A 20,804-nucleotide genomic window follows, 5' to 3' on the forward strand; every position below is an offset into this window, starting at 1 on the left:
TATAGTTTTAAACTACAGGAGGCGGACCATGGCGGTTACCTAAACGCGGGCCTCGGCAGCGAAAGTATTATTTACTTACTTTCTATCCATTCCTCGGCCGCTTCAAGATCGTTAAAAAAGCTGAAACTGATTTTTCCCTTTAATGTTTCGATACTTTTTTGGGCCGAGAGCTGGCTGAATACACTTGGCGAATAAACCCAGGCAAAATACCGCAGACCGGCCTTTTCCATCGCCGGGAACCATTCGTTATTACCCCAGTCTGATGCTTCAGACCAATTACCCAACACATGTATATTGCTGTTAAGCACCTTGCTTACTTTGTTTTTCTGCAACATATCCAACATTCGCAGGCAGCCTTGTTGTACCGATTCGAGGTTTTGGAAACCCGTCCAGTCGGCATCAATACGGTGATGGGTTTTATTATAAACCAGGGTTAGTGTGCTGTCCTGGTAAAACTCATCACCCCTGATAATTGCTTCCGCTTTTTCTGCGCCATCCAACAACAACCTGAAAAAGAAAGTGGAGCCTATACCGGGTTTACTTTCAATCCAAAAGCTGCCATGGTGCCGTTTCAGGATCTCGGCAGATATAAATAACCCCAACCCAAGGCCTTCAAAACGCATGGCAGTGTTATCAACCCGGTAATAGCGGTCAAACAGGCGCATGAGGTTTTTTTCTTCGATGCCGATGCCAAAATCCTGTACCGATACGATGAGGCTGTTATCGGGGTGGATAACGCAGTTTACAATTACCTTATCCGCCTCGGGCGAGTATTTAATGGCATTGCTTAGTAAATTATTTACCACCTGTTCCAGGCGGAAACGGTCGCCGGTGTAGGTAACATCTTCGGCTTTTTCCAGGATGATCTGGTGCGATGTGGTGGCTTGCTGCACGCTTTCGATGCTATCTTTAAGCATATCCAAAAAGCTGAAGGCCTCCATGTTATACTCCATTTTACCGGCGTTAAGGCGGCTAACATCCAACAGATCGCTGATGAGTTTCTCTAACCGTAACACATGCGTCGCCGATTTTTGGATAAAAGTGCTTAGCTTTTGCCCATCAGTAGTGCGCTGCATCAGCTGGTTAAATGCCTTAATACTGGTGAGCGGGGTTTTAAGTTCATGGCTGGCAATGGAAAGGAACTCATCCTTCTTTTGCTCGTTATTTTTCTGAATTTCGATATTGGTATTGGTACCCAGCCACAGGCGGATGTGCCCGTTCTCTATCAATGGCAAAGCCCTGGCCAGGTGCCATACATATAGGCCATCATGAAACTTCAGCCTAAACTCCACCATAAATTCCTTACCGCTTTGCAGGGCAGCCCTCCATTTTTGAGCGCTTATGTGCTGGTCATCGGGGTGGATAAACTCTTGCAACCTTCGGCCCAGGATCTGATCCATACTTTGGCCAAAATCATCGCAAATTACTTCGTTAACATAGTCGAGTGTGCCATCGGGGCGGGCTGTCCATACCTGCTGGGGCATGGCGTTCAGTAAAAAACGGAAACGCTGTTCGTTCTCTTTTTCCTTTTGGCGGGTAAGTATGGTTTCAGTTAACTCAAAAACAAATACCAGGATGCCGTCAACCACTTCGTCGGCATCATAACGGGCCTGGTAAATAAAGGAAAAGTAACGGTCTTCAATGGGGCCATCCTTGGTGCGGGCCATGGGTACTAATAGCTCCTTACCTTCAAAGGTGTTGCCGGTATAGTAAACGCTTTTTAAAATATCAATAATGGGTGTGCCCTCCAATTCGGGTAGGGCTTCGCTCAAAGGTTTGTTCAACAACTCCCTACCGGGAAAAAGCTGCTGATAAGATGGATTTACCAGTTCAAAAATAAAGTCGGGCCCATCAAGCACACAAATGCCGGTAGGCACCTGCATAAAAAATCGTTTGAGCCTGTCGCGCTCGGCAGCCGCTTCGGCCTGGGCGTTAAATAGTTCAACGCTGCGCAGCTCAACCCGCTCTTCCAATTCATCATTTAGCCTCAGCATACTTCGCTGCGCCTGGAACAACTCCTCGTTGGTGGCACTCAACTCCTCATTGGCCGATTGGATTTCCTCGTTAGTCGCCTGGATCTCTTCGTTTGCATTGGCCAGGCCACGGTTTAAGGCCAGCAGTTGCTGCTCGTTTTGTTCTAACCGTTTTTTGGCTAAAACAAGCTCTGTTATCTCGTACTTAAAGCTTAAAACGCCGGTTATTTTGCCCGCCTCATCGCGGATAGCCTGGTATACGTAATTAAAATAATGGTCTTTTACCGGACCGCCGATTTCATCGGCCAGGGGAATATTGATCTCATGGCCTGCCATGGTTTCTCCGGTTTTGTATACATGCTGCAGTATATCCCAAATGGGCTCGCCTGCTACTTCGGGCAGGGCGTATAACAAGGGTTTGCCTAATACTTCGCGGTTGGGGAAAAGTTCGGTTTTATAGCGTGGGTTTATAAATTCATAAACCAGGTCGGGCCCGGTTACTATAGCTATCTGGGCAGGAATCTCGTCAAACAGTTTTTCTATTTGCCTGCTCAGGTTTTCGGCCCGGGCAGCGGCAGCAGTTTCTTTTTCGAGGCTGGCCTTCAGGTTCCGCTCAGCAATTACCTGGACGGTAACATCCTCGGTGTGGTGAATAATGTAGCAAATTTCGCCCTCGGCATCCAAAACCGGGGTGTGTGATGTGTTCCAGTAACGTTCTTCTACGTGCAGCGGGTCTGTTGCCGATGGTATATCAAACCGCATTACCGGCAATTGGTGCGGCTTGTGTGTTTCCAATACAGTATTAAGCGAAAAAGAAATACCGCCCTCCTCGTGCGACCAATCCGGAATTTTGGGAAACACGTCAAAAAGAAAATGCTCGGCCAGTTCGGCCCGGGTTTTACCGGTAAGCTGTAAATAGGCATTGCTTGCCGTAAGCATATAAAGCTCCGGCGAAAGAATAAGATAAGGCTGAGGCATTGTTTCAAATACCCTCAGCGTTTCTGGCGGTAAAGCAGAACTATGTTTTAAAGCCATTTATAGCTATAAGAAAGATGTACACAAGAATACTAAACGGTTAGCATTTATTAAAATGCGATAATGGGAAAAATGTTTTTATTAGTTTGCAGTTGCCAGTTTGCAGTTGGCCAAAAAATCCAACAAATCTGATAAATCTGTTTAATCGCGGTTCAGAAAAAAAATCATCACAACAAAATCATCAACAGTCATGTCTTTGTATCTTTACTGCATACCCAGTTAACCCAATGGCGGCAGCGGCTTTATTTCCGGGAGTTTATTTGTACAGACGCATTGTGCAGGCCAAGCTGTTTATTGACGGGCACTATCACGAGGCTATTAACCTGGATAATATTGCCGATGAGGCATTCTTTTCTAAGTTCCATTTTATCAGGTTGTTTAAAAATACTTATGGCAAAACGCCGCACCAATATTTGATTACCGTTAGGGTTGAACAGGCCCGTTTGTTGCTGCAAAAGGGTAAGCCCGTTGCCGAAGTTTGCTACACCGTGGGTTTTGATAGTGTTACCTCTTTTTCGGCTTTGTTTAAAAAGACCATCGGGCAATCGCCATCGGCATACCGGCAACGGGAGATCAAACGGTCGGCCGAGATGCAGGTGTCGCCTTTAAAATTTATCCCCAATTGTTTTGCGCAGGAAAAGGGCTGGCTTAAAAACAGCAATTTTCAATAGGTTTTAGCAGGATGTTTTGTTCAGCTTTGGGAAACCAAACAACAAAGCATATGATCACCAAAATGAACCACGTTAGCATATTTGTTCTTGACCAGGACAGTGCCTATGAGTTTTACGTTAATAAACTTGGCTTTAAAGTACACACCGATGCATCAATGGGCCCCGGTATGCGCTGGCTTACCGTTTGTCCGCCAGAACAGCCCGACCTGGAGATTTCCCTGATGGCTATTGCCGAAGGCATGATGTTTAAAAAAGAAGCCGCCGCACAAATGCGCAGCATGGTAAGCCAGGGCACCTTCGGTTTTGGGGTATTTGAATGTAACGACCTGATGGCCACTTACGAAGAGTTGAAAGCCAAGGGCGTAGAGTTTAAAAAAGAACCCACCAAAGAATTTTATGGCTACGAAGCCCTGTTTAAAGATGACTCGGGCAATTGGTTTTCATTGGGAGAAAAGGAGAGATAGGTAGGTGGTATGAGGCTGTATCATCAATCAAGCCGTCCCTTGAGAATAACTCCACCTGGTCCCCGGATAAATCAAGGAAAAAAGAGGCTGATCATGATTTATGATACAGCCTCATATTAACGCAAAGTTATCTTTTGTAAATAATAAAGCCTACAACAATAAAAACTCCTGAAATATTTTACTTTTATAAGAAGCTATCTAAAAGCGGCTTCATAAAAATATTATAGTCCAAAAAGAATCGTTGTTCCTCCTTACAGCAATGACGATTCTTTTTGTTTTTAGACAGCTTCTAAGATAACCGGAATCATGGCATCAACATATCTTACCAAAATCGTAAAGGGAAAAACATACCATTTTAAAGCAACTGTCGAAGATCATGTGGTCAATATAACCGAAGGCGTGTTTTACAACTGGCTCGATCAATCGTCTGAAGGTTGTAGGAACAATGATAATGCTATAAAAAAACAACAGGAGTTGGTAAACGAAAAGTTGAATGAAGGATACCAAATAACGGCATATTCAGAAGTATTGGAAAACTCGATCTACATATACGACAAAGCAAAGTGGCACTTCGGCGGCAATTTTCCCGACGAACTGGATGATTTTCAAGGCTATGTTCACACAGGAATGTATTTAGGCTGGCTAATAAGCCGGAATTTAGTAAGCGGCCAGTTTGAAACCGATCACGAACAAGAAATAGCATTGTTTAAAAAGCAGGGTATAACAGGCTCGCAAATTTTTGAACGTTGTTGCGATGGTGTTTTAATGCTCGAAGATATCAATGAAATAGGGAATCGCTTTTCGCTGCCGTATTTCAATTTTAACACAGGCCAATATCTTGATGATTACGAGGCCACTCTTTTACAGAGCAAAGCCACCTTGTATCATGTTGATGACAACTGGGAGAATTATAACAAATTGAAATTTGTGTTAGATGAGCGATTTGACAACTGGAATATGGGCAATAGTAAAAAAACCTTTTAGAAACGGTAGTAAGCTTTAGCCCTACTGGGAGCAGGAGAAATAGCAGGGGTTCTTTGTATGGATGGGTTTCAAACTCATGACCATAAAAAATTATTATAAATTTATCCCGGCCTAACCGATTTATATAGCCCAAAGGGCCATTGCAAAAGGTTAATTACAAAACATGAATGGGATTATTTGACTTTTTTAAAAAGAAACCGATAACTATTGAACCGCCCCAACAACCGGCAGATGAAGAACCGATTGATCGTAATCTTGAGTTGCTCGAAGCATTCAAACTGAGGCTTATTGAAATGGGTTACAAAGTTGAATGGCATAATAAATACCAGGGCATTGTTATAAATGACGAATTGGAGATTGCCACAACAATAGTAAACAATCCCAATAATCACCCAAGTGTATTACAGTTAATCGTGCTGGCAATTCATCTCCAATATTTTCCTGGCGGGATACAGGAATGTTTTGTGGGGATAGGCCTTACTTTTCAGGATCAGGTAAAATCGGCCCTCCATAACTATATTGACAGCATTTTTTTAACCATCATCGATAGCTTTTCTGAAAGCCATAACCCGGACTTTGATTTTATGGTGAACACCGATGGAAAAGACGTATTGTGGCATCCTAAATTTGGGAGCATGTTATTACAGGGTAAATGGGACGAACAACCGATTGGTGAGCCCTTATTTGAATTATTGAATAAGCAGATCCCCGATAAACTAACCTCAAACAAAATCAACTGGCTCAAGATCTATCTTTTTAAACGGGACAATGAACCTATCATAGGGGATTGCCTCTTGAACAACCAACCCTGGGATGAAGGCATGGCTTTAGTTTCGCAATACGCAAATAGCTGGAATGTGGAAGGCGACTTTAAAGGAATCAAGCAATTTATTATGTTTAGACGGTGCGATTAAATATGATGACTTACGCAATCAATAATGTCAATTGATTTGTATATTTATAATAATATCATAGTACTGGTAGAAACGTTATAACAACCGGATGCTAAACCATGGAGCCAGAAATAATTAAATTACAGCTTTTTGATAAACAGGAACAAATCACTGCCAGCCTGTATGTACAACAACTTTCCGAGGATACTTTCAGGATGATTGAAAATGAGCTTTTCAATTGCCGGTTAACTTATGGAACAGAATTTAAAATCAGGATCAATAAAAACGGGGAGCACGAGATCGTAAAAATCATTAATGATTCAAATTTTGTCACCCGGCGCTTTTTCCTTTCAGCACAATTTAAAGAGTCGGAGTATAGGGTTTTAGGGGATGAAATTATGCGGCAAGGCGGCTTTTGGCAGGTCGACTTTGGAAGTATCGCTACCATAAACCTCCCCAAAGAGTGTGAGCTTGATATAGATGAAATCTTTAAAACTTTTGACTTTAAGCCGGGTGAAATTGTGGATTAAACAAATAACCTAACCCTACTTCACCTTTTTCCAATCCGCATCTTTCCCGGCCGCGTTGTACGTAGTAAGCACATAATTGCCTGTGCCTGCATCTATTTTAAATTCAAATTTTAACGCGGCTTCTTTGATGTAGAAACGACTGGGGCTTTCGGCAAAAAGCTTCACTTGGGGCAGGCGGTCTTTGGGGTTGGTGGCCTCTACATATAACTGGTTTTTTTTCAGGCTGATCACCATCTGGTGGTCTGTACCTACAGCGTACGTTCCGCACAGGGCTTTCAGGCTGTCGTCATTCAGTTGTATCCCGGTTTTAAGCGGGTGTCCAATGGCAAAGCGGGCAATATCGTTGGTGATCATCTGCCAATCCATATCAGTTTCAAAGCCATTGAACAGGGTAATTACCAGTACATCTTCATGCGGCAGCCAAAGTTCGTCGGTTTGGTAGCCGTCTGTCGAGCCGCTGTGTTCTACCGTTTTGATGCCGTCAATATCTTTAACAAACCACCCGTAACCGTATTGCGCTAATGCATCTGTTGGTTTAAAACCGGTGTAGGCCCTGGTTAACATGGCTGTACTGATCAGTTTGCCATCGCTTAAAGCCTGGTGCCATCGCAGCAGATCGTCGGCATTGGATGTTAAGGCACCGGCTGCGTACATCATGGTTGGGTCCTGGAGTTCGGCGTTTTCCCAGTGCTTGCCGTCAAACCTGGAGTAGCCGCCGGCTATGCCTTCGGTTTGCGGATGAGTGGGCAGGTAAAAAGTATGCTTTAAATTTGCCGGGCCAATAATATGATCCTGTAAATAACTGTCGAACGATTGACCGCTCACCCGCTCAACAATATAACCCAGCAAAAAATAGTTAGAATTACTGTATTCAAACTGGCTGCCCGGTTTAAAACGCAGCGGTTCGTCTTTAAAATAGTCGACGCCCTGCGCCGGGGTATAATGTTCATGTACTTTTTTAGGATCGGGATGTGCTATCTCCTGGAAATTGATTATGCCCGACGTTTGTGTCAACAGGTTTTCAATACTGATGGGGTAGGCTTTGTGCGGAAAATCGGGTATGTATACCTGGATACTGTCCTGTAACCTGATCTTACCCTGCTCAACCAATTGCAAAACGGCAATGGCGGTAAATTGCTTGGTCATGGAGCCAATGCGGAAGATCATATCCGGGGTCATAGCAGCTTTGGTTTTCAGATCGGCCAGGCCAAAAGCTTTGCGATAGATCACCTGCCCCTTTTTCGCTATCAATACCACGGCTCCGGGCGCAATACCTGGCAGGCGTGCATTAACCAGGCTATCGGTTTGCGCTTCCAAACGCTGGCCATAAGCCGGCGGCATGAGAAGGCTTATCACAGCGAGGCTGATTATGAATAAAGAGGTAGAGGTTTTCATTGTTTAAATTTAGGCAAATATGCGTCTCTACAAAAAAGCCCCTGGAGATTAATCCGGGGGCCTCGTTTTCATAGGTATTCAAGCTGCTAATCTTAATAATTCGGATTCTGCACCAACACGCCGCCGCTTTTATCAATTTCGGTTTGTGGTAGCGGCCATTTGTAAAACTTGTCTTCAAAATGATAGTTGATGAGGCTGGTTTTAACGGCGTTTAAAACAGGGCCGGCAATATGCCACCTCAGTAAATCAAAATGGCGCAGGCCTTCAAAGGCAAGCTCAATACGGCGCTCGTGCCTGATGCGATCGCGCATTTGGGCCTGGGTATAACCTGCGGGATAAGGCGGCATCCCCACACGTGCACGCAAATCGGTCATGGCTTTATAAACCGTGGCATCCGGGCCTGCTATTTCATTCTGGGCTTCTGCATACATAAGCAAAACCTCGCCAAGGCGTAATACTACGGCATCCTGCTGACTAAGTGTAGAAAAGCCGTAAGGCATATTGTTAGGTTCCAAAAACTTGATGGTACCGTAACCTGTAGGACGAAGATTTGATGGATGGTAAACCTTGCCATTGCCAAAATCAACAGAATCCCTGTAAACAGTTTTACGTAACCTTGGGTCGCGGTTGTTAAACTGGTCTTTGGTATCGGTAAGCGGCGATGTGCCATATGGCAGGCCATCGGTACATTCAAAAGCATCAACCATGTTTTGCAGCGGTGCGCAGGCATCATAATCGCCATAATACAGGTCCCAGGGAGCGGTATTGTTAGGCGATAAAAAGTTGATGGAGAAAATGATCTCGGTATTACCTTTTTGCGTGGCATCCCTAAATACATCTTCAAAATTGGTGCTCAGTTTATATTGGGCCATCAGGTCGGTACACAGGTCGCGCACCTGGGTAAGTATAGCCGGGTCGGGCGTACCGGTGGCTCCATATGCCGCAAATATCAATGCCCTTGCCTTAAGCGCTTTGGCCGATGAAGCTGCCGCGTGGCCGCCATTGGCGTAGTAAGCGTTGGTGCTTAAGTTGGCAATGCTGTAATCAAGATCGGTAGTTATTTGGGTAAGGATCTGCGCTGCCGGTACTTTTGGCTGCTTTTGGTTTGAAAGGTCAAGTGGTTGCAGTACCAGCGGCACATCGCCATAAATGGTGTACAATTGCAAATAAAAGTACGCGCGTATAAATCTTACTTCGCCCTCGTATATCTTCCTTTGCGCATCGCTGATATCGGCACCTTTATAATTACCCAGGTTTTGTAAAAACAGGTTTACACGACCAATGCCGGTATAGCTATCATTATAAATACCGGTTTCGTAACCGCCGGTGTTGGGGTTAAAATTGCCTTGCACAAAATCTTTTGAACTGCCCGAGTTAAACTGGTTGTAGCCGTTATCGGTAAAGCAATCCCTGAAACCTATACCTACCGAAAATTCTTCGGGCTGCATGGATGCGTATACCGCGGCCAGGGCCTGGTCAAAATCGCCTTTTGATTTATAAAAGGTTGATGTTGCTATCTGATCGAGCGGGTTAAGGTCGAGCGTTTTTTTACAGGCGCCTAAAAACAGCGCTGTAACAAATATGGTGGTTATTATAAGACGGTTTTTCATGTGGGGACTAATTAAAAGGTAACGTTTAGACCAAAAGAATAGATCTTGTTTTGCGGGTACTGTACCAGGTCGCCGCTGCCATACCGTTCCGGATCAAGTCCCTTAAATTTGGTGATGGTAAGCAAGTTATCGCCGGCAAAATAAACCCGCACCCGGTTAACGCCTATCTTTTTGGTAAGCTGTGCCGGTATGGTATAACCAAACACCAGGTTTTTAAGCCTCAGGTATGATGCATCCTGTAAAAAGAATGACGACGGACGGGTTATTTTATCTGGTGCACCCTGGCCCCAGTAAATACGCGGCATAGTGGTTGATGGGTTCTCTGGTGTCCAGCGGTTAAGCCAGTCGGTAGTTGGTGAAGCACCTTGTACAAACGGGATAGTTCCCCAGCCCGATACGTATGATTTTACGCCATACACACCCTGCATCATGGCGGATAGATCAAAGCCCTTAAAGCTGGCACCCAGGTTAAAAGAGTAGTTTAATTTAGGGTAAACGCCGCCAATAATGGTGCGGTCGTTATCGTCAATTTTACCATCGCCGTTCACGTCCTTGTATTTCAAGTCGCCGGGTAGGGTGCTGTCATTATATTGCTTTGGCGAACTGGCCACTTCGGCAGCGGTTTGGAAAATGCCCGTCACCTGCAGCATGTAAAACGAGTTCCATGGCTGGCCGTTTTGATTAATGGTATAACCCGACTTTTCGGTTTGGCCAAACTGTACCAGTTTGTTGCGGTTATGATCAACATTAACACCCACGTTGTATGCAAAGCCGCGCAAAGCGCCATCGTGAATCATGTTGTTATAGTTAATACCAAGCTCAAGGCCGCGGTTATTAACCACACCATCGTTAATGGTAGGTGCGCCTAAACCCACAACTGCAGTAACCTGCGATTGCCTTAAAATGTCTGATGTGGTTTTGTTATACCAATCGGCAGTAATGGTAAAATTTCTAAACAAGGTAAAATCCAAACCAATATCAGTCATGGTAGTGGTTTCCCATCTGATATTGGGGTTGTTCAGATTTTGCTGGGCTACGCCGGTAGTCAGGGTGCTGTTATCAAACGAGTAAGCGCCGGTTAGGTTAAGCAAGGCCTGGTAAGGGTAGTTAGCACCGTAACCGCCAATAACAATGTTTTGGTTACCCAACTGGCCCCATGATCCCCTTAGTTTAAAGTTGTCAAGCCAGGTTAAGTTAAGCGCCTTAACAAAAGGCTCTTCGGTGGCACGCCAGCCGGCAGAAAAGGATGGGAAAATCCCCCATTTATTACTGCCCGAAAATTTGGAGCTGCCATCATCGCGGATGTTGCCTTCTAACAGGTAACGGCCTTTGTAATCATAATTTACCCTGCCAAAGTACGACATTAATGCCCACTGGTTGGCCGTGCCATTAGCGCTCTGGATATCCGTACCGCCAGCGTTTAGCTCAAGCAAATTTTCATCGGGGAAGTTTTTGCGGTAACCCTGTAAATAGCTGTATTTGCTTTGCTCCACACTGTAACCGGCCTGTACCTTAATATTGTGGCCGCCAAAGTTATGGGCATAGTTTAAGTAACTGTAAAGGTTGGTATAAACGGTTTGCTCGTCCTGGTCGGTTAAGCCTTTACCCAAATCAAGCGATGTGCCTAATTGCTGGCTATGGAAGTAGTACTCATCAATGGTCGATTTAAAATCCTTGTACTTATCCATGTTAAAATTCACGGCACCTTTGGTATACCATGAAAAATCCTTGTTAAACTGTACCTCAAACCAACCCTGGGCGTTTACAGCATAATCGTTATCGTTATGGGTAAAACCTTTGTCAAGCTCGGCTATAGGATTTTTGTTGTTATACTCAAAATCATAGGCTTTATAAGTGTACCTGCCGCTGCCATCGGGCAGGAAAGGACTATAAGTTGGTGCCTGCGACATGGCCGACAGGAACAGATCTTTTGAACCACCTGCAACCGACTCTGTAGTGCCCGATTTAAGCAATACATTGGTGCCAAACTTGATATGGTCGTTAACTTTTGAGGTCAGGTTGATGCGGGCATTGTACCTTTTATAGTTAAATCCCCGCATAATACCATTTTCATCTACATAACCTAAGGATACGTTATAGGTAGTTTTATCGGTACCGCCGCTAAAAGTAAGGTTGTGGTTTTGGGTAGGGGCGGTTTTAAAGATGAGGCTTAGCCAATCGGTATTGGGGTAGTGCAGTTTATCGGTGCTGTTACGGTACAGGTCTATCTGGTCCTGTGGGTAAAGCGAACCCGGATCGGTAATGCCGCTGTTGATGTGCGCCTCATTAAAAAGCTCCATATACTGGGCCGAGTTAGTAACCACCTTAAACAGCTTGGTAGGTTTATAAATGCCCACGTTACCATCATAAGAAACCGACATCTGGCCGGCCTTGCCTTGTTTAGTGGTCACCAATATTACGCCATTGGCGGCCCTTGAACCATATATTGATGCCGACGCAGCATCCTTTAAAACAGATACATTGTCAATATCGGTGGGGTTAACATCGCTGAAGTTGCCAGGTACACCATCTATCAATACCAAGGGGTCAGATCCCGCGCCGCTAAAAGTGCTGTTACCACGGATGCGGATAGATACGCCCTCGTTACCCGGTTCGCCAGATCCCTGGTTTACCTGTACACCAGGGGCCAGGCCCTGTAGCATGGAGGCTGTATTTACAACCGGGCGTTTGTTAAGTGTTTCGCCGCTCACGGTTGATACCGCGCCGGTAAGGTTTACCTTTTTCTGCGTGCCATAACCTACAACAACCACTTCGTTAAGCGCCGATGTTTGTTCTTTTAAAACAACATCAACCTGGGTTTTGCTGCCCACAGCAATTTCCTGGTTTACGAAGCCGATAAAGCTAAATATCAATACGGCAGTATTATCATTAACGGTGAGTTTGTAAGTACCATCAAGCCCGCTTTGGGTGCCTACATCAGTGCCTTTTATTTTAACGGTAACACCGGGCAGGGGCTGGCCTTTGTCGTCTTTTACTGTACCTGTTATGGCGATAGCTTGCGCGGGTGCTTTTTCAACCGGTTTAGGGGTGACAACTATAGTGGTGTTGTTGATCACGTAGCTAAAGGGCTGGTCATGAAAGCACTGTTTAAGGGCTTCATCCAGATCGGCATTTTGCAGGTTCACGTTAACCGGCACAGCCTTTTTCAGCATTTTTGAATTGTACAAAATGCTGAAACCGCTTTGCTTGTGAATTTCCTTCAGCGCCTCACTTAGTGAAGCATTGCTTTTGGTCATGCTGATCTTTTGCGCAAACAAAGATGAGGCACTCACCTGCAGCACAGAAACCAGGCACAAAAAGAACGACAATTTCATAATCAGAAATAATTTAGATACGACACAGGGCAGCTCCCTGCATCTTATTGCAGTAGTTTTTTTATACATTTGAATGTTAGGTTAAATAATTGGTTATGAGAAAAATGATCATTGGTTTACCTGGCAGCGTAAAAGCTAATACCAGGGGCGGTGCGAACGCTCCTGGTTTATTGCCGACAGGTAATATTTAAAAATATGTATAGCTACTTTGTAAGTATTACCCTCCTTCCTTCAATTTTATAGTGAATGGTACCGGTTAACTGCATGTTGTTGAGCAGTTCGGTTATGTTTTTGTACCTGGAAATGGTTCCGCCAAATTCGTTCAGTTTTACATCCTCATCATTGTATTGCACATCCACATCATACCAGCGTACTACCTGTTTCATCACGTTGATGATGCTTTCGTCATGAAATACAAAAAAACCGTTTACCCAGGCCAGGCTTTCTTCGGTATCGGCTTTACTCACCTTTATTGCAGCGCCGTTTTGGGCAACTGTACCCTGCTGCCCCGGCATCAGCATAACAGCCGATGCAGCGTTCGACATCCGCACCGATCCTTCAACCAGTGTGGTGGTTACATTGCTGTTATCGCTATAGGCGTTCACATTAAAGTGGGTGCCAAATACCTGTACCTGTGTGCCATTGGCTTTTACAATAAAGGGTTTGGCTTTGTTTTTAGCAACTTCAAAGTAGGCCTCGCCGCTCAGCTCAACCTCGCGGTTGTTGCCGGTAAAAGCCTGCGGAAATTTGATAGACGATGCCGCGTTTAACCACACTTTAGTGCCATCCTCCAGCTCAACTTTGTATTGCCCGCCACGGGGGGTGGTAATGGTGTTTATTTCGGGTATGGTGTTAGCGGCGGCGGCGGTTTTGCTGAAATGATAAACCACCATGCCGTTGCCGGTTTTGCTTACCTGTATACCGGCTTGCGCGGCTATCTGGCCTTTTTTTGCATCATCTAAAATAATGCGGGTACCGTTGGCCAGGGTAAGATAGGCTTTGTTGCCACCCGGTACTATCTGTTTGATTTGTGCTAACTGTGATGTTGGCTGCGGCTTTGGTTTATCCCGCTTCACAAAAAGCAAACCGGCAAAAAGTACCATCAAGATAATCGCCGCCGCGCTAAGCCACTGATAAGTGTAGCTTCGTCGTGGTTTAAGCTCAACCACGTTGCGGCTTTCGCTTAGTTTTTGCCATATCCTGTTCCTGACATCCTGCTCGTTGGTAGTGTCATCGTCCCAGCCATCAGCTTGCAGCGTCATTTCGTCGCGGTAGCTGTCAAGCAATGCTTTTTCGGCAGGGGTGCATTGCCCGTTCATGTACTTCTGGTACAGTATCAGAAACTCTTGTTTGGTGATCATTAAAATTGGTAATTACCGGTTTATACTTTACATGTGTAGTTTACAGTTATCAACACACATACTTTTTTGTTTTTTTTTGAGATTTTTTTAGCCCTGCGTTGATGCAATAATTTTTTACTGGAAATTTGTTTTGTTCATGGCGATGCCTTTGGCCCGGGCTCTATGCTCATACGCCTGCAGGCATTGCGCTCATTGGCCGGTATCCGCGCCGATCCCTATCGCGTTGGTCTGAATAAGAATTAACAGGGTTTTTGTCTGAACCGGGATTTTTAGGATTACGGGATTAACAGAATTTAGCTTCATATCGCCGTAATGATTTCGTCTTCCCAAAAGTGCCAGCAGAACAGCTTCGGGCGAAAACGGGCAAAACAATGCGGGGTTGTGCGTTGGCAGGGCATAGGGAGTTTTTGCGGCGGGGCAAAGGAGAGCGAGGGCAAAATAATCCCAGCCCAGGTTTTGCCCGTTTTGCAGGGCAAAGGCCTTGAGCGCAAAGAAGCATCTCTGCTGACTTGATTTATTCACCAGTAATCTGTTTTTATTGGTGTTCATTATCTCGCTTTGCTCGGTCTTGGTTACTTTGTATCAAGCAAAAGTAACAGCCCTTCCGCGGCAATTGAGCGGGCCAATGTTATCGCTTCTACAAAATAATATCGTTACCTCAATATAACGGATGCTACAGGCCTTAATCTCGCCCAAATTAGCGCATATCGATAGAAATTTATACTTTTACGCCGTGAAGTTATTCTGCCTATTTTTAGCGGTTTTTGTGATCATGCTTTCGGCAAAGCCATGCTGTGCCGATAATGACTGCAGGTTAAAGCAGGCAGATAAAAAAGAACAGGGCAGTAAAGAGAAGGATTGTGCCGGCTGCTCGCCGTTTTTTATCTGTGGCGCCTGTGTAGGCTTTGTTGTAGCAAAACCCGTTGCGCTACATATTAAACGTGTTGCAGAAACCCCGGAGAAAACGCACTTTTTCTACCAGCTTCCCTTCGTTAAGCAAGTATCACTTGCCATTTGGCAACCGCCCCAGTTAGGTTAATACACCCGTCAATTCAAGCTGTATTTAACTTAATTATTAAAAAATGAAAAAACTTATTGTGCTTTCTATCGCACTATTTTATACTGTTGCCGCAAAATCTCAAAACATATTTAAAGCCGTTATTAAAGATGGCAAAACCCAGGAAACGCTGATTGGTGCTACGGCTACCGTACAGGGCCTGTCTATCGCTGCTGCATCTGATACCGCGGGTATCATCACGCTCACTAAAATACCGGATGGTCAACAGGTAATTAAATTTAGTTATGTTGGTTACCAAACCAGGTTGGATACCCTCACTTTTCCCCTGGCGCAAAATAACACTCTGCTTATTTTATTGCGGGCCGCCGGCAAAGGCGATGGCCAGGAACTGGAAACCGTTGTAATAGGCGCTACCAGGAGCAGCCGCACCATTGCCAATATACCTACCCGGGTTGAAGTGATTACCGGCGATGAGCTTGACGAAAAAGCCAATATGAAGCCCGGCGACATCCGCATGATGCTGGCAGAAAGTACCGGCATCCAAACACAGCAAACATCGGCTACCAGCGGTAATTCAAGCATCCGCATCCAGGGCTTAGATGGTAAATACACGCAGATCATCCGTGATGGCTTTCCCCTGTATTCCGGCTTTTCGGGCGGGTTGGGGCTGTTACAGATAGCCCCTTTAGACCTGAAACAGGTAGAGGTGATCAAGGGCTCATCCTCTACATTATATGGTGGTGGTGCAATTGCGGGCCTGGTAAACCTGGTTTCTAAAACGCCAACGGATGAGCGGCGCCTGGATTTCCTGCTAAACGGTACCTCGGCTTTGGGCCTGGATGCCAGCGGTTTTTATTCGCAAAAATTCAATAAAATAGGCACTACCATTTATGCGGCGTATAACCATGGCACTGCCTATGATCCCGCTCATATCGACCTCACGGCCATCCCCCAGTTCAACCGCTATACGTTAAATCCAAAACTGTACTTGTATTTCAATGATCGCACCACGTTAAACATCGGTATCAACAGCATGATCGAAAACCGCATCGGCGGCGACCTGCATTATATTGAAGGAAACGGCAATGCGGCACACTCGTATTTTGAAGAAAATAAGACAGGCAGGTATAGTGCCCAAACCCAGCTTGACCATAGTTTTAACACCCGTGAAAAATTCACCGTTAAAAGCAGCCTAAGCTATTTCGACCGCAGTATTAACTTACCGGGTTACCGTTTTTCGGGCGTGCAGGTTTCCAGTTACAGCGAGGCCAATTATGCGTATACCGGTAAAAAAATGGACTGGGTAACCGGCATAAATTACCTTACCGAGAAATTTAACGAAGACAAAAACAGCAGCTTTCCATTACGAAGCTATAACTATAATACCCTTGGCGGCTTTGTGCAAAATACCTGGGATGCCACAGATCAGCTCACTGTAGAGTCGGGCATCCGGGGCGATTATCATAACCAATATGGTTTTTTCTTTTTGCCGCGGGTTTCTGGTTTGTATAAATTTAACAGCCATTTCTCTATGCGCCTGGGTGGTGGTTTAGGTTACAAAGCGCCCAATGTATTTACCGAAGATGCCGAACGCATCCAGTTCAGGAATGTGTTGCCCATAGATGCCGCCGAAACCAAAGCCGAAAGATCATACGGGGCCAACTACGATGTAAACTACCGTACCGGCTTGTTTGATGAGCAGGTTAGTTTCAGCATAAATCAACTATTCTTTTACACGCGCATTGATAACCCTATCTTATTAACGCAATTGGCCAATGGCAACCTGCAATACCTGCAACCTGGCGGCGACCTGAACACTAAAGGAATGGAAACCAACGTGAAATTAACTTACCGCAATTTCAAATTGTTTTTGGGTTATACCCAGGCCGATGTTAGTCAGCATACAGGTAATACCATCAGCACTTACCCACTGGTATCAAAACATCGCTTAAATAATGTGCTGGTTTACGAGGTGGAGGGTAAATTTAAGATAGGAGCAGAGGCATATTATTTCGGTCCGCAACGGCTTAACGATGGCACCGTGGGGCGGGCTTATTGGACGGCAGGCCTCATGGCCGAGAAAACCTGGCAACGCTTTTCGCTCTTTGTCAATTTCGAAAACCTGACCGATACCCGGCAAACCAAATTCGGCCCGATATATAGCGGCGATATTACCAACCCGGTATTCAAGGATATCTATGCCCCTTTAGATGGTTTTGTAGTTAATGGAGGCGTTAAGTTTAAATTGTAGATAAATAGCCCCTTTGTTACCAGGCGAATGAGCTGGTTGGGTATCAATATTAAACACCCCTCTCCACCCTGTCATTCTGAGGAACGAAGAATCTTCTTCACTATAAAAGTCTGCAATTAGCATGGCGAAGAAGATCCTTCGTTCCTCAGGATGACAAATCTTTTACGTCATTTTTCCTTTCAGAGTCCGTCGGATTTACATCTCAGCATGACAGGGGATAGATGGTAAACTTTTACGTCATCCTCCCCCTTCATCCACAGCCGAATTTGATAATTCTTTATGATTGGGTCATTTTTAAACACCTTCCAATACTCAAAGCTTCTTGCTTACATTTGTAACACTAATTACCGCCAATGAAATGGATCACCCGTGAACGCCCTAAGATTGACCGCATAGCTTGTCCCTGGCTCATCAGGCGGTTTATTGATGCCGAAGCGGAAATTATTTTTGTACCTTTTGAACAGGTATTGCAAAAAGCCGCCGAGTTAGGTGCAACACCTTTCGACCTGCCTGATGTGGAATATACCCATTACGAAGATCAATGCACATTTGATTATTTTATTAAAAAACATCAGCTTAAAGATGCGGCGCTGAGCCGGATCGCGGCTATTGTCAGGGGCGCGGATACCGACCGGCATGATTTTGCGCCCCAGTCGGCCGGGTTAGAAGCTATCTTTTCCGGATTAGCCTATAACATCAAAAACGACCACGAATTACTGGAACTGGGGATGACCATTTATGACGGCTTGTACAGTTGGGCCAGGCACCTGCACCGGTTAAAACATACCCAGGCAGGGCCGGCCGAGCAGATGTTGCTGGAGGTATTCCATAAATACATCAAACAAAATAACTCAAAAAAAGCGCCAGGATGGGCCAAAGAACTTAAAGAGATGATACAGGATCAGTTGGATACCAACATGAGCCTGAGCTTGCAGCAGGTATCGGACGAATTGGAGATTAACCCGGCGTACCTGTCGCGCGAGTTCTCTAAATATTTTGATAACCTTTCCTTTGGCGACTACATCCGTAAGTTAAGAATAGAGAAAGCCATAAGCCTGATGACCAATACAGATTATTCACTTACCGAAGTAGCTTACCTCACCGGCTTTTCAGACCAAAGCCATTTTAACAGGATCTTCAAAAAGCAAACCGGTCAAAATCCTTCCCTTTATAAAAAAAGTACCCTCAAAAGTAAAAAGGATACAAATAGTTAAGTCCGTACAATTTCAGAGTTTAGGTATTAGGTAGTATTGCTGTAATATGGTTAAGCAATATTCCCTCAGGCAACTTGCGTTTTACTTCCTGAAACTGGGCACCTGGGGCTTCGGCGGCCCGGTAGCCCTGGTTGGCTATATGCAGCGCGACCTGGTAGAAAATAAAAACTGGCTTACCGAAGAAGAATATAAAGAAGGCCTTGCATTGGCGCAACTGGCCCCCGGTCCGTTAGCCGCGCAATTGGGTATCTATATTGGTTTTGTGCATTACGGGTTAATTGGCGCTACCTTAACAGGGCTTGCCTTTGTGCTACCCTCATTTGTGATGGTGGTGTTATTGGGTATGGCCTACAAACTCTATGGCGGTTTAGCCTGGATGCAGGCGATTTTTTACGGCGTAGGGGCGGCGGTAATTGGCATTATAGCCATGAGCGCCTATAAACTTACTGTCAAATCTATCAGTAAATTTCAACCGGCGTTAATGAAAGCCAAATGGCTTTTATGGTTATTTTATGTGGCAGGTGTAGTGATTACCGTGCTTACCGAGCGGGAAGAGATCCTTTTATTCCTGGCCTGCGGTATTTTGTATATGATAATCAAGGCGCCGCCACCATGGCTCAGGAAGCCTGCTGCTTTGCCTGCGGGCATATTAATTAGCACCGGCTTTTGGAAATACGAGGGGAAAACCTTGCAGGAGATAGCCTGGTTTTTTATTAAAGCAGGCACTTTTGTTTTTGGCAGCGGGTTAGCTATAGTACCCTTCCTGCACGGCGGCGTGGTAAAAGAATTCGGCTGGCTAAATGAGCACCAGTTTTTAGACGCCGTTGCCGTAGCAATGATAACTCCGGGACCCGTGGTAATTACCGTGGGGTTTATAGGCTATCTGGTGGCTGGTTTCCCCGGCGCCTGCATAGCCGCGTTAGCTACATTTTTACCCTGTTATTTATTTACTGTCGCGCTTGCACCCTCATTTAAAAAGATAGCCAAAAATGCCAGTATCAAAGCTTTTGTAGAAGGCATCACCGCTGCTGTGATCGGTGCTTTAGTGGGTTCGGTTATCGTTATTGGCCTGCGGTCAATTATTGATAAACCTACCGCTTTAATTGCTGTCGCGGCTGTTTTGGCACTCATTTATATCAAAAAACTACAGGAACCCTATATCATCCTCATCGCTGCTATTATCGGCATCCTTATCAAAACACTTTAATATGATTAAATACTTTACCACGCTGTTATTACTTGTTTGTTTTAAAGCAGGTTTTGCCCAACAGCCTGTCGTCTATCCTAAGGTTACGGGCTATTTTAGCGTTGTGCAGCCCCTGGCTACCTACGCAGGCGGGAAGGTTACAGGTAACTTCGGCAATGTATATGTACTTGGTTTTCCTTTCGGCGTAAACCTGTTAAAAAGCGACAGTTTCGGGGTCAGTTTTGAAGTTGCTCCGGCTATTCGCACCGAAAAAAATATTTCAAAGGTAAGTACGGTGCTTTTCCATCCCGGCGCGATGTTCCGTTTTAAACATGGCTTTACTTTTATAGGCCGCATGGCTTTTGAAACCAATGGCCGCTTTGGCGTAACGCCCGTATTTAACCAGGTGATAAAAAGGGGCAAGGACGCCAGTCTTTTTGTTTCAGTTCCCTTTCCCGTAAGGTTAGGTAACGATCAGCCGGCTTCTATTGGTACAGGGTTACAGTTGGGTGTTTCTTTTTAATTGTCTGGAGGTGCAATTGGGTTGGATTAAGTTGATTAGGTTGGATTGAGTTGATTAGGTTGGATTAAGTTGATTAGGTTGGATTGAGTTGATTAGGTTGGATTGAGTTGATTAGGTTGGATTGAGTTGATTAGGTTGAATTAAGTTAGATGTTGGATGGGAAGTTTTTATAATAATGATAATGGCGATGCCTTTGGCCCGGGCTCTATGCTCATACGGCTACAGGCATTGCGCTCATTGGCCGGTATCCGCGCCGATCCCTATCGCGTTTGTCTGAACCGGGATTTTTAGGATTAAGGGATTTTAGCTGCGATTGTTTAACTACAAATACATGATGCCCTCGTGATCCCAAATGTGTCAG

17 protein-coding genes are annotated in these 20,804 nt (G+C 45.1%); 11 read left to right on the forward strand and 6 right to left on the reverse strand.

Going from position 1 to position 20,804, the window contains the following annotated elements; translation table 11 throughout:
* Positions 1-71: 71 nt before the first annotated feature.
* On the reverse strand, positions 72-3,008 hold the full coding sequence (locus FHS10_RS07250) for a PAS domain-containing protein (protein ID WP_259089033.1): 2,937 nt from the start codon (positions 3,006-3,008) through the stop codon (positions 72-74).
* Positions 3,009-3,235: 227 nt separating this feature from the next.
* Between FHS10_RS07250 and FHS10_RS07255 the strand changes: the two genes are divergently transcribed.
* From FHS10_RS07255 to FHS10_RS07275, 5 genes are all read left to right on the forward strand, one after another.
* Entirely contained in the window at positions 3,236-3,679 is a 444-nt protein-coding gene (locus FHS10_RS07255) for a helix-turn-helix domain-containing protein (RefSeq protein WP_259089034.1), read from the forward strand.
* Positions 3,680-3,729: 50 nt separating this feature from the next.
* Entirely contained in the window at positions 3,730-4,143 is a 414-nt protein-coding gene (locus FHS10_RS07260) for a VOC family protein (protein WP_259089035.1), read from the forward strand.
* Between the two features lie 306 nt (positions 4,144-4,449).
* Positions 4,450-5,127: a DUF7832 domain-containing protein gene (locus FHS10_RS07265; RefSeq protein ID WP_259089036.1), complete on the forward strand. Its 678-nt coding sequence runs from the start codon at positions 4,450-4,452 to the stop codon at positions 5,125-5,127.
* Between the two features lie 167 nt (positions 5,128-5,294).
* On the forward strand, positions 5,295-6,041 hold the full coding sequence (locus FHS10_RS07270) for a DUF6348 family protein (RefSeq protein ID WP_259089037.1): 747 nt from the start codon (positions 5,295-5,297) through the stop codon (positions 6,039-6,041).
* Between the two features lie 98 nt (positions 6,042-6,139).
* The gene (locus tag FHS10_RS07275; RefSeq protein WP_259089038.1) at positions 6,140-6,550 is read left to right on the forward strand and encodes a hypothetical protein; all 411 of its coding nucleotides are present in this window, start codon (positions 6,140-6,142) and stop codon (positions 6,548-6,550) included.
* Positions 6,551-6,565: 15 nt separating this feature from the next.
* Here FHS10_RS07275 and FHS10_RS07280 read toward each other — a convergent pair whose 3' ends face one another.
* The 5 genes from FHS10_RS07280 to FHS10_RS07300 form a co-directional block, all read right to left on the reverse strand.
* Positions 6,566-7,945, reverse strand: a complete 1,380-nt coding sequence (locus FHS10_RS07280) for a serine hydrolase (protein WP_259089039.1) — start codon at positions 7,943-7,945, stop codon at positions 6,566-6,568.
* 92 nt (positions 7,946-8,037) lie between these two features.
* A complete protein-coding gene (locus FHS10_RS07285; protein WP_259089040.1) occupies positions 8,038-9,555 on the reverse strand; it encodes a RagB/SusD family nutrient uptake outer membrane protein in 1,518 nt (505 codons plus the stop codon).
* A gap of 11 nt (positions 9,556-9,566) precedes the next feature.
* A complete protein-coding gene (locus FHS10_RS07290; protein WP_259089041.1) occupies positions 9,567-12,890 on the reverse strand; it encodes a TonB-dependent receptor in 3,324 nt (1,107 codons plus the stop codon).
* 203 nt (positions 12,891-13,093) lie between these two features.
* A complete protein-coding gene (locus tag FHS10_RS07295) occupies positions 13,094-14,251 on the reverse strand; it encodes a FecR family protein (RefSeq protein ID WP_259089042.1) in 1,158 nt (385 codons plus the stop codon).
* A 189-nt stretch (positions 14,252-14,440) separates the two neighbouring features.
* Positions 14,441-14,800, reverse strand: coding sequence for a hypothetical protein (locus tag FHS10_RS07300; protein ID WP_259089043.1), 360 nt, complete (start codon positions 14,798-14,800; stop codon positions 14,441-14,443).
* 184 nt (positions 14,801-14,984) lie between these two features.
* On the opposite strand from FHS10_RS07300, the gene FHS10_RS07305 reads away from it, so the two are divergent.
* The 6 genes from FHS10_RS07305 to FHS10_RS07330 all read left to right on the forward strand — a co-directional run bounded on the left by FHS10_RS07305 (position 14,985) and on the right by FHS10_RS07330 (position 20,734).
* Complete coding sequence (locus FHS10_RS07305) at positions 14,985-15,290, forward strand: hypothetical protein (RefSeq protein ID WP_259089044.1); 306 nt, start codon at positions 14,985-14,987, stop codon at positions 15,288-15,290.
* Between the two features lie 43 nt (positions 15,291-15,333).
* Positions 15,334-17,520: a TonB-dependent receptor gene (locus tag FHS10_RS07310; RefSeq protein WP_259089045.1), complete on the forward strand. Its 2,187-nt coding sequence runs from the start codon at positions 15,334-15,336 to the stop codon at positions 17,518-17,520.
* A gap of 353 nt (positions 17,521-17,873) precedes the next feature.
* A complete protein-coding gene (locus FHS10_RS07315) occupies positions 17,874-18,734 on the forward strand; it encodes a chromate resistance protein ChrB domain-containing protein (protein WP_259089046.1) in 861 nt (286 codons plus the stop codon).
* A gap of 46 nt (positions 18,735-18,780) precedes the next feature.
* Complete coding sequence (locus FHS10_RS07320) at positions 18,781-19,941, forward strand: chromate transporter (protein ID WP_259089047.1); 1,161 nt, start codon at positions 18,781-18,783, stop codon at positions 19,939-19,941.
* A 1-nt stretch (position 19,942) separates the two neighbouring features.
* On the forward strand, positions 19,943-20,443 hold the full coding sequence (locus FHS10_RS07325; protein ID WP_259089048.1) for a hypothetical protein: 501 nt from the start codon (positions 19,943-19,945) through the stop codon (positions 20,441-20,443).
* Between the two features lie 156 nt (positions 20,444-20,599).
* Positions 20,600-20,734 (forward strand): hypothetical protein, encoded by a 135-nt coding sequence (locus FHS10_RS07330; RefSeq protein WP_259089049.1) that lies wholly within the window; start codon positions 20,600-20,602, stop codon positions 20,732-20,734.
* Positions 20,735-20,804 lie beyond the last annotated feature (70 nt).

Origin of the sequence: Mucilaginibacter dorajii (assembly GCF_024808255.1) — a bacterium.
In the GTDB taxonomy this organism is placed as follows: domain Bacteria; phylum Bacteroidota; class Bacteroidia; order Sphingobacteriales; family Sphingobacteriaceae; genus Mucilaginibacter; species Mucilaginibacter dorajii.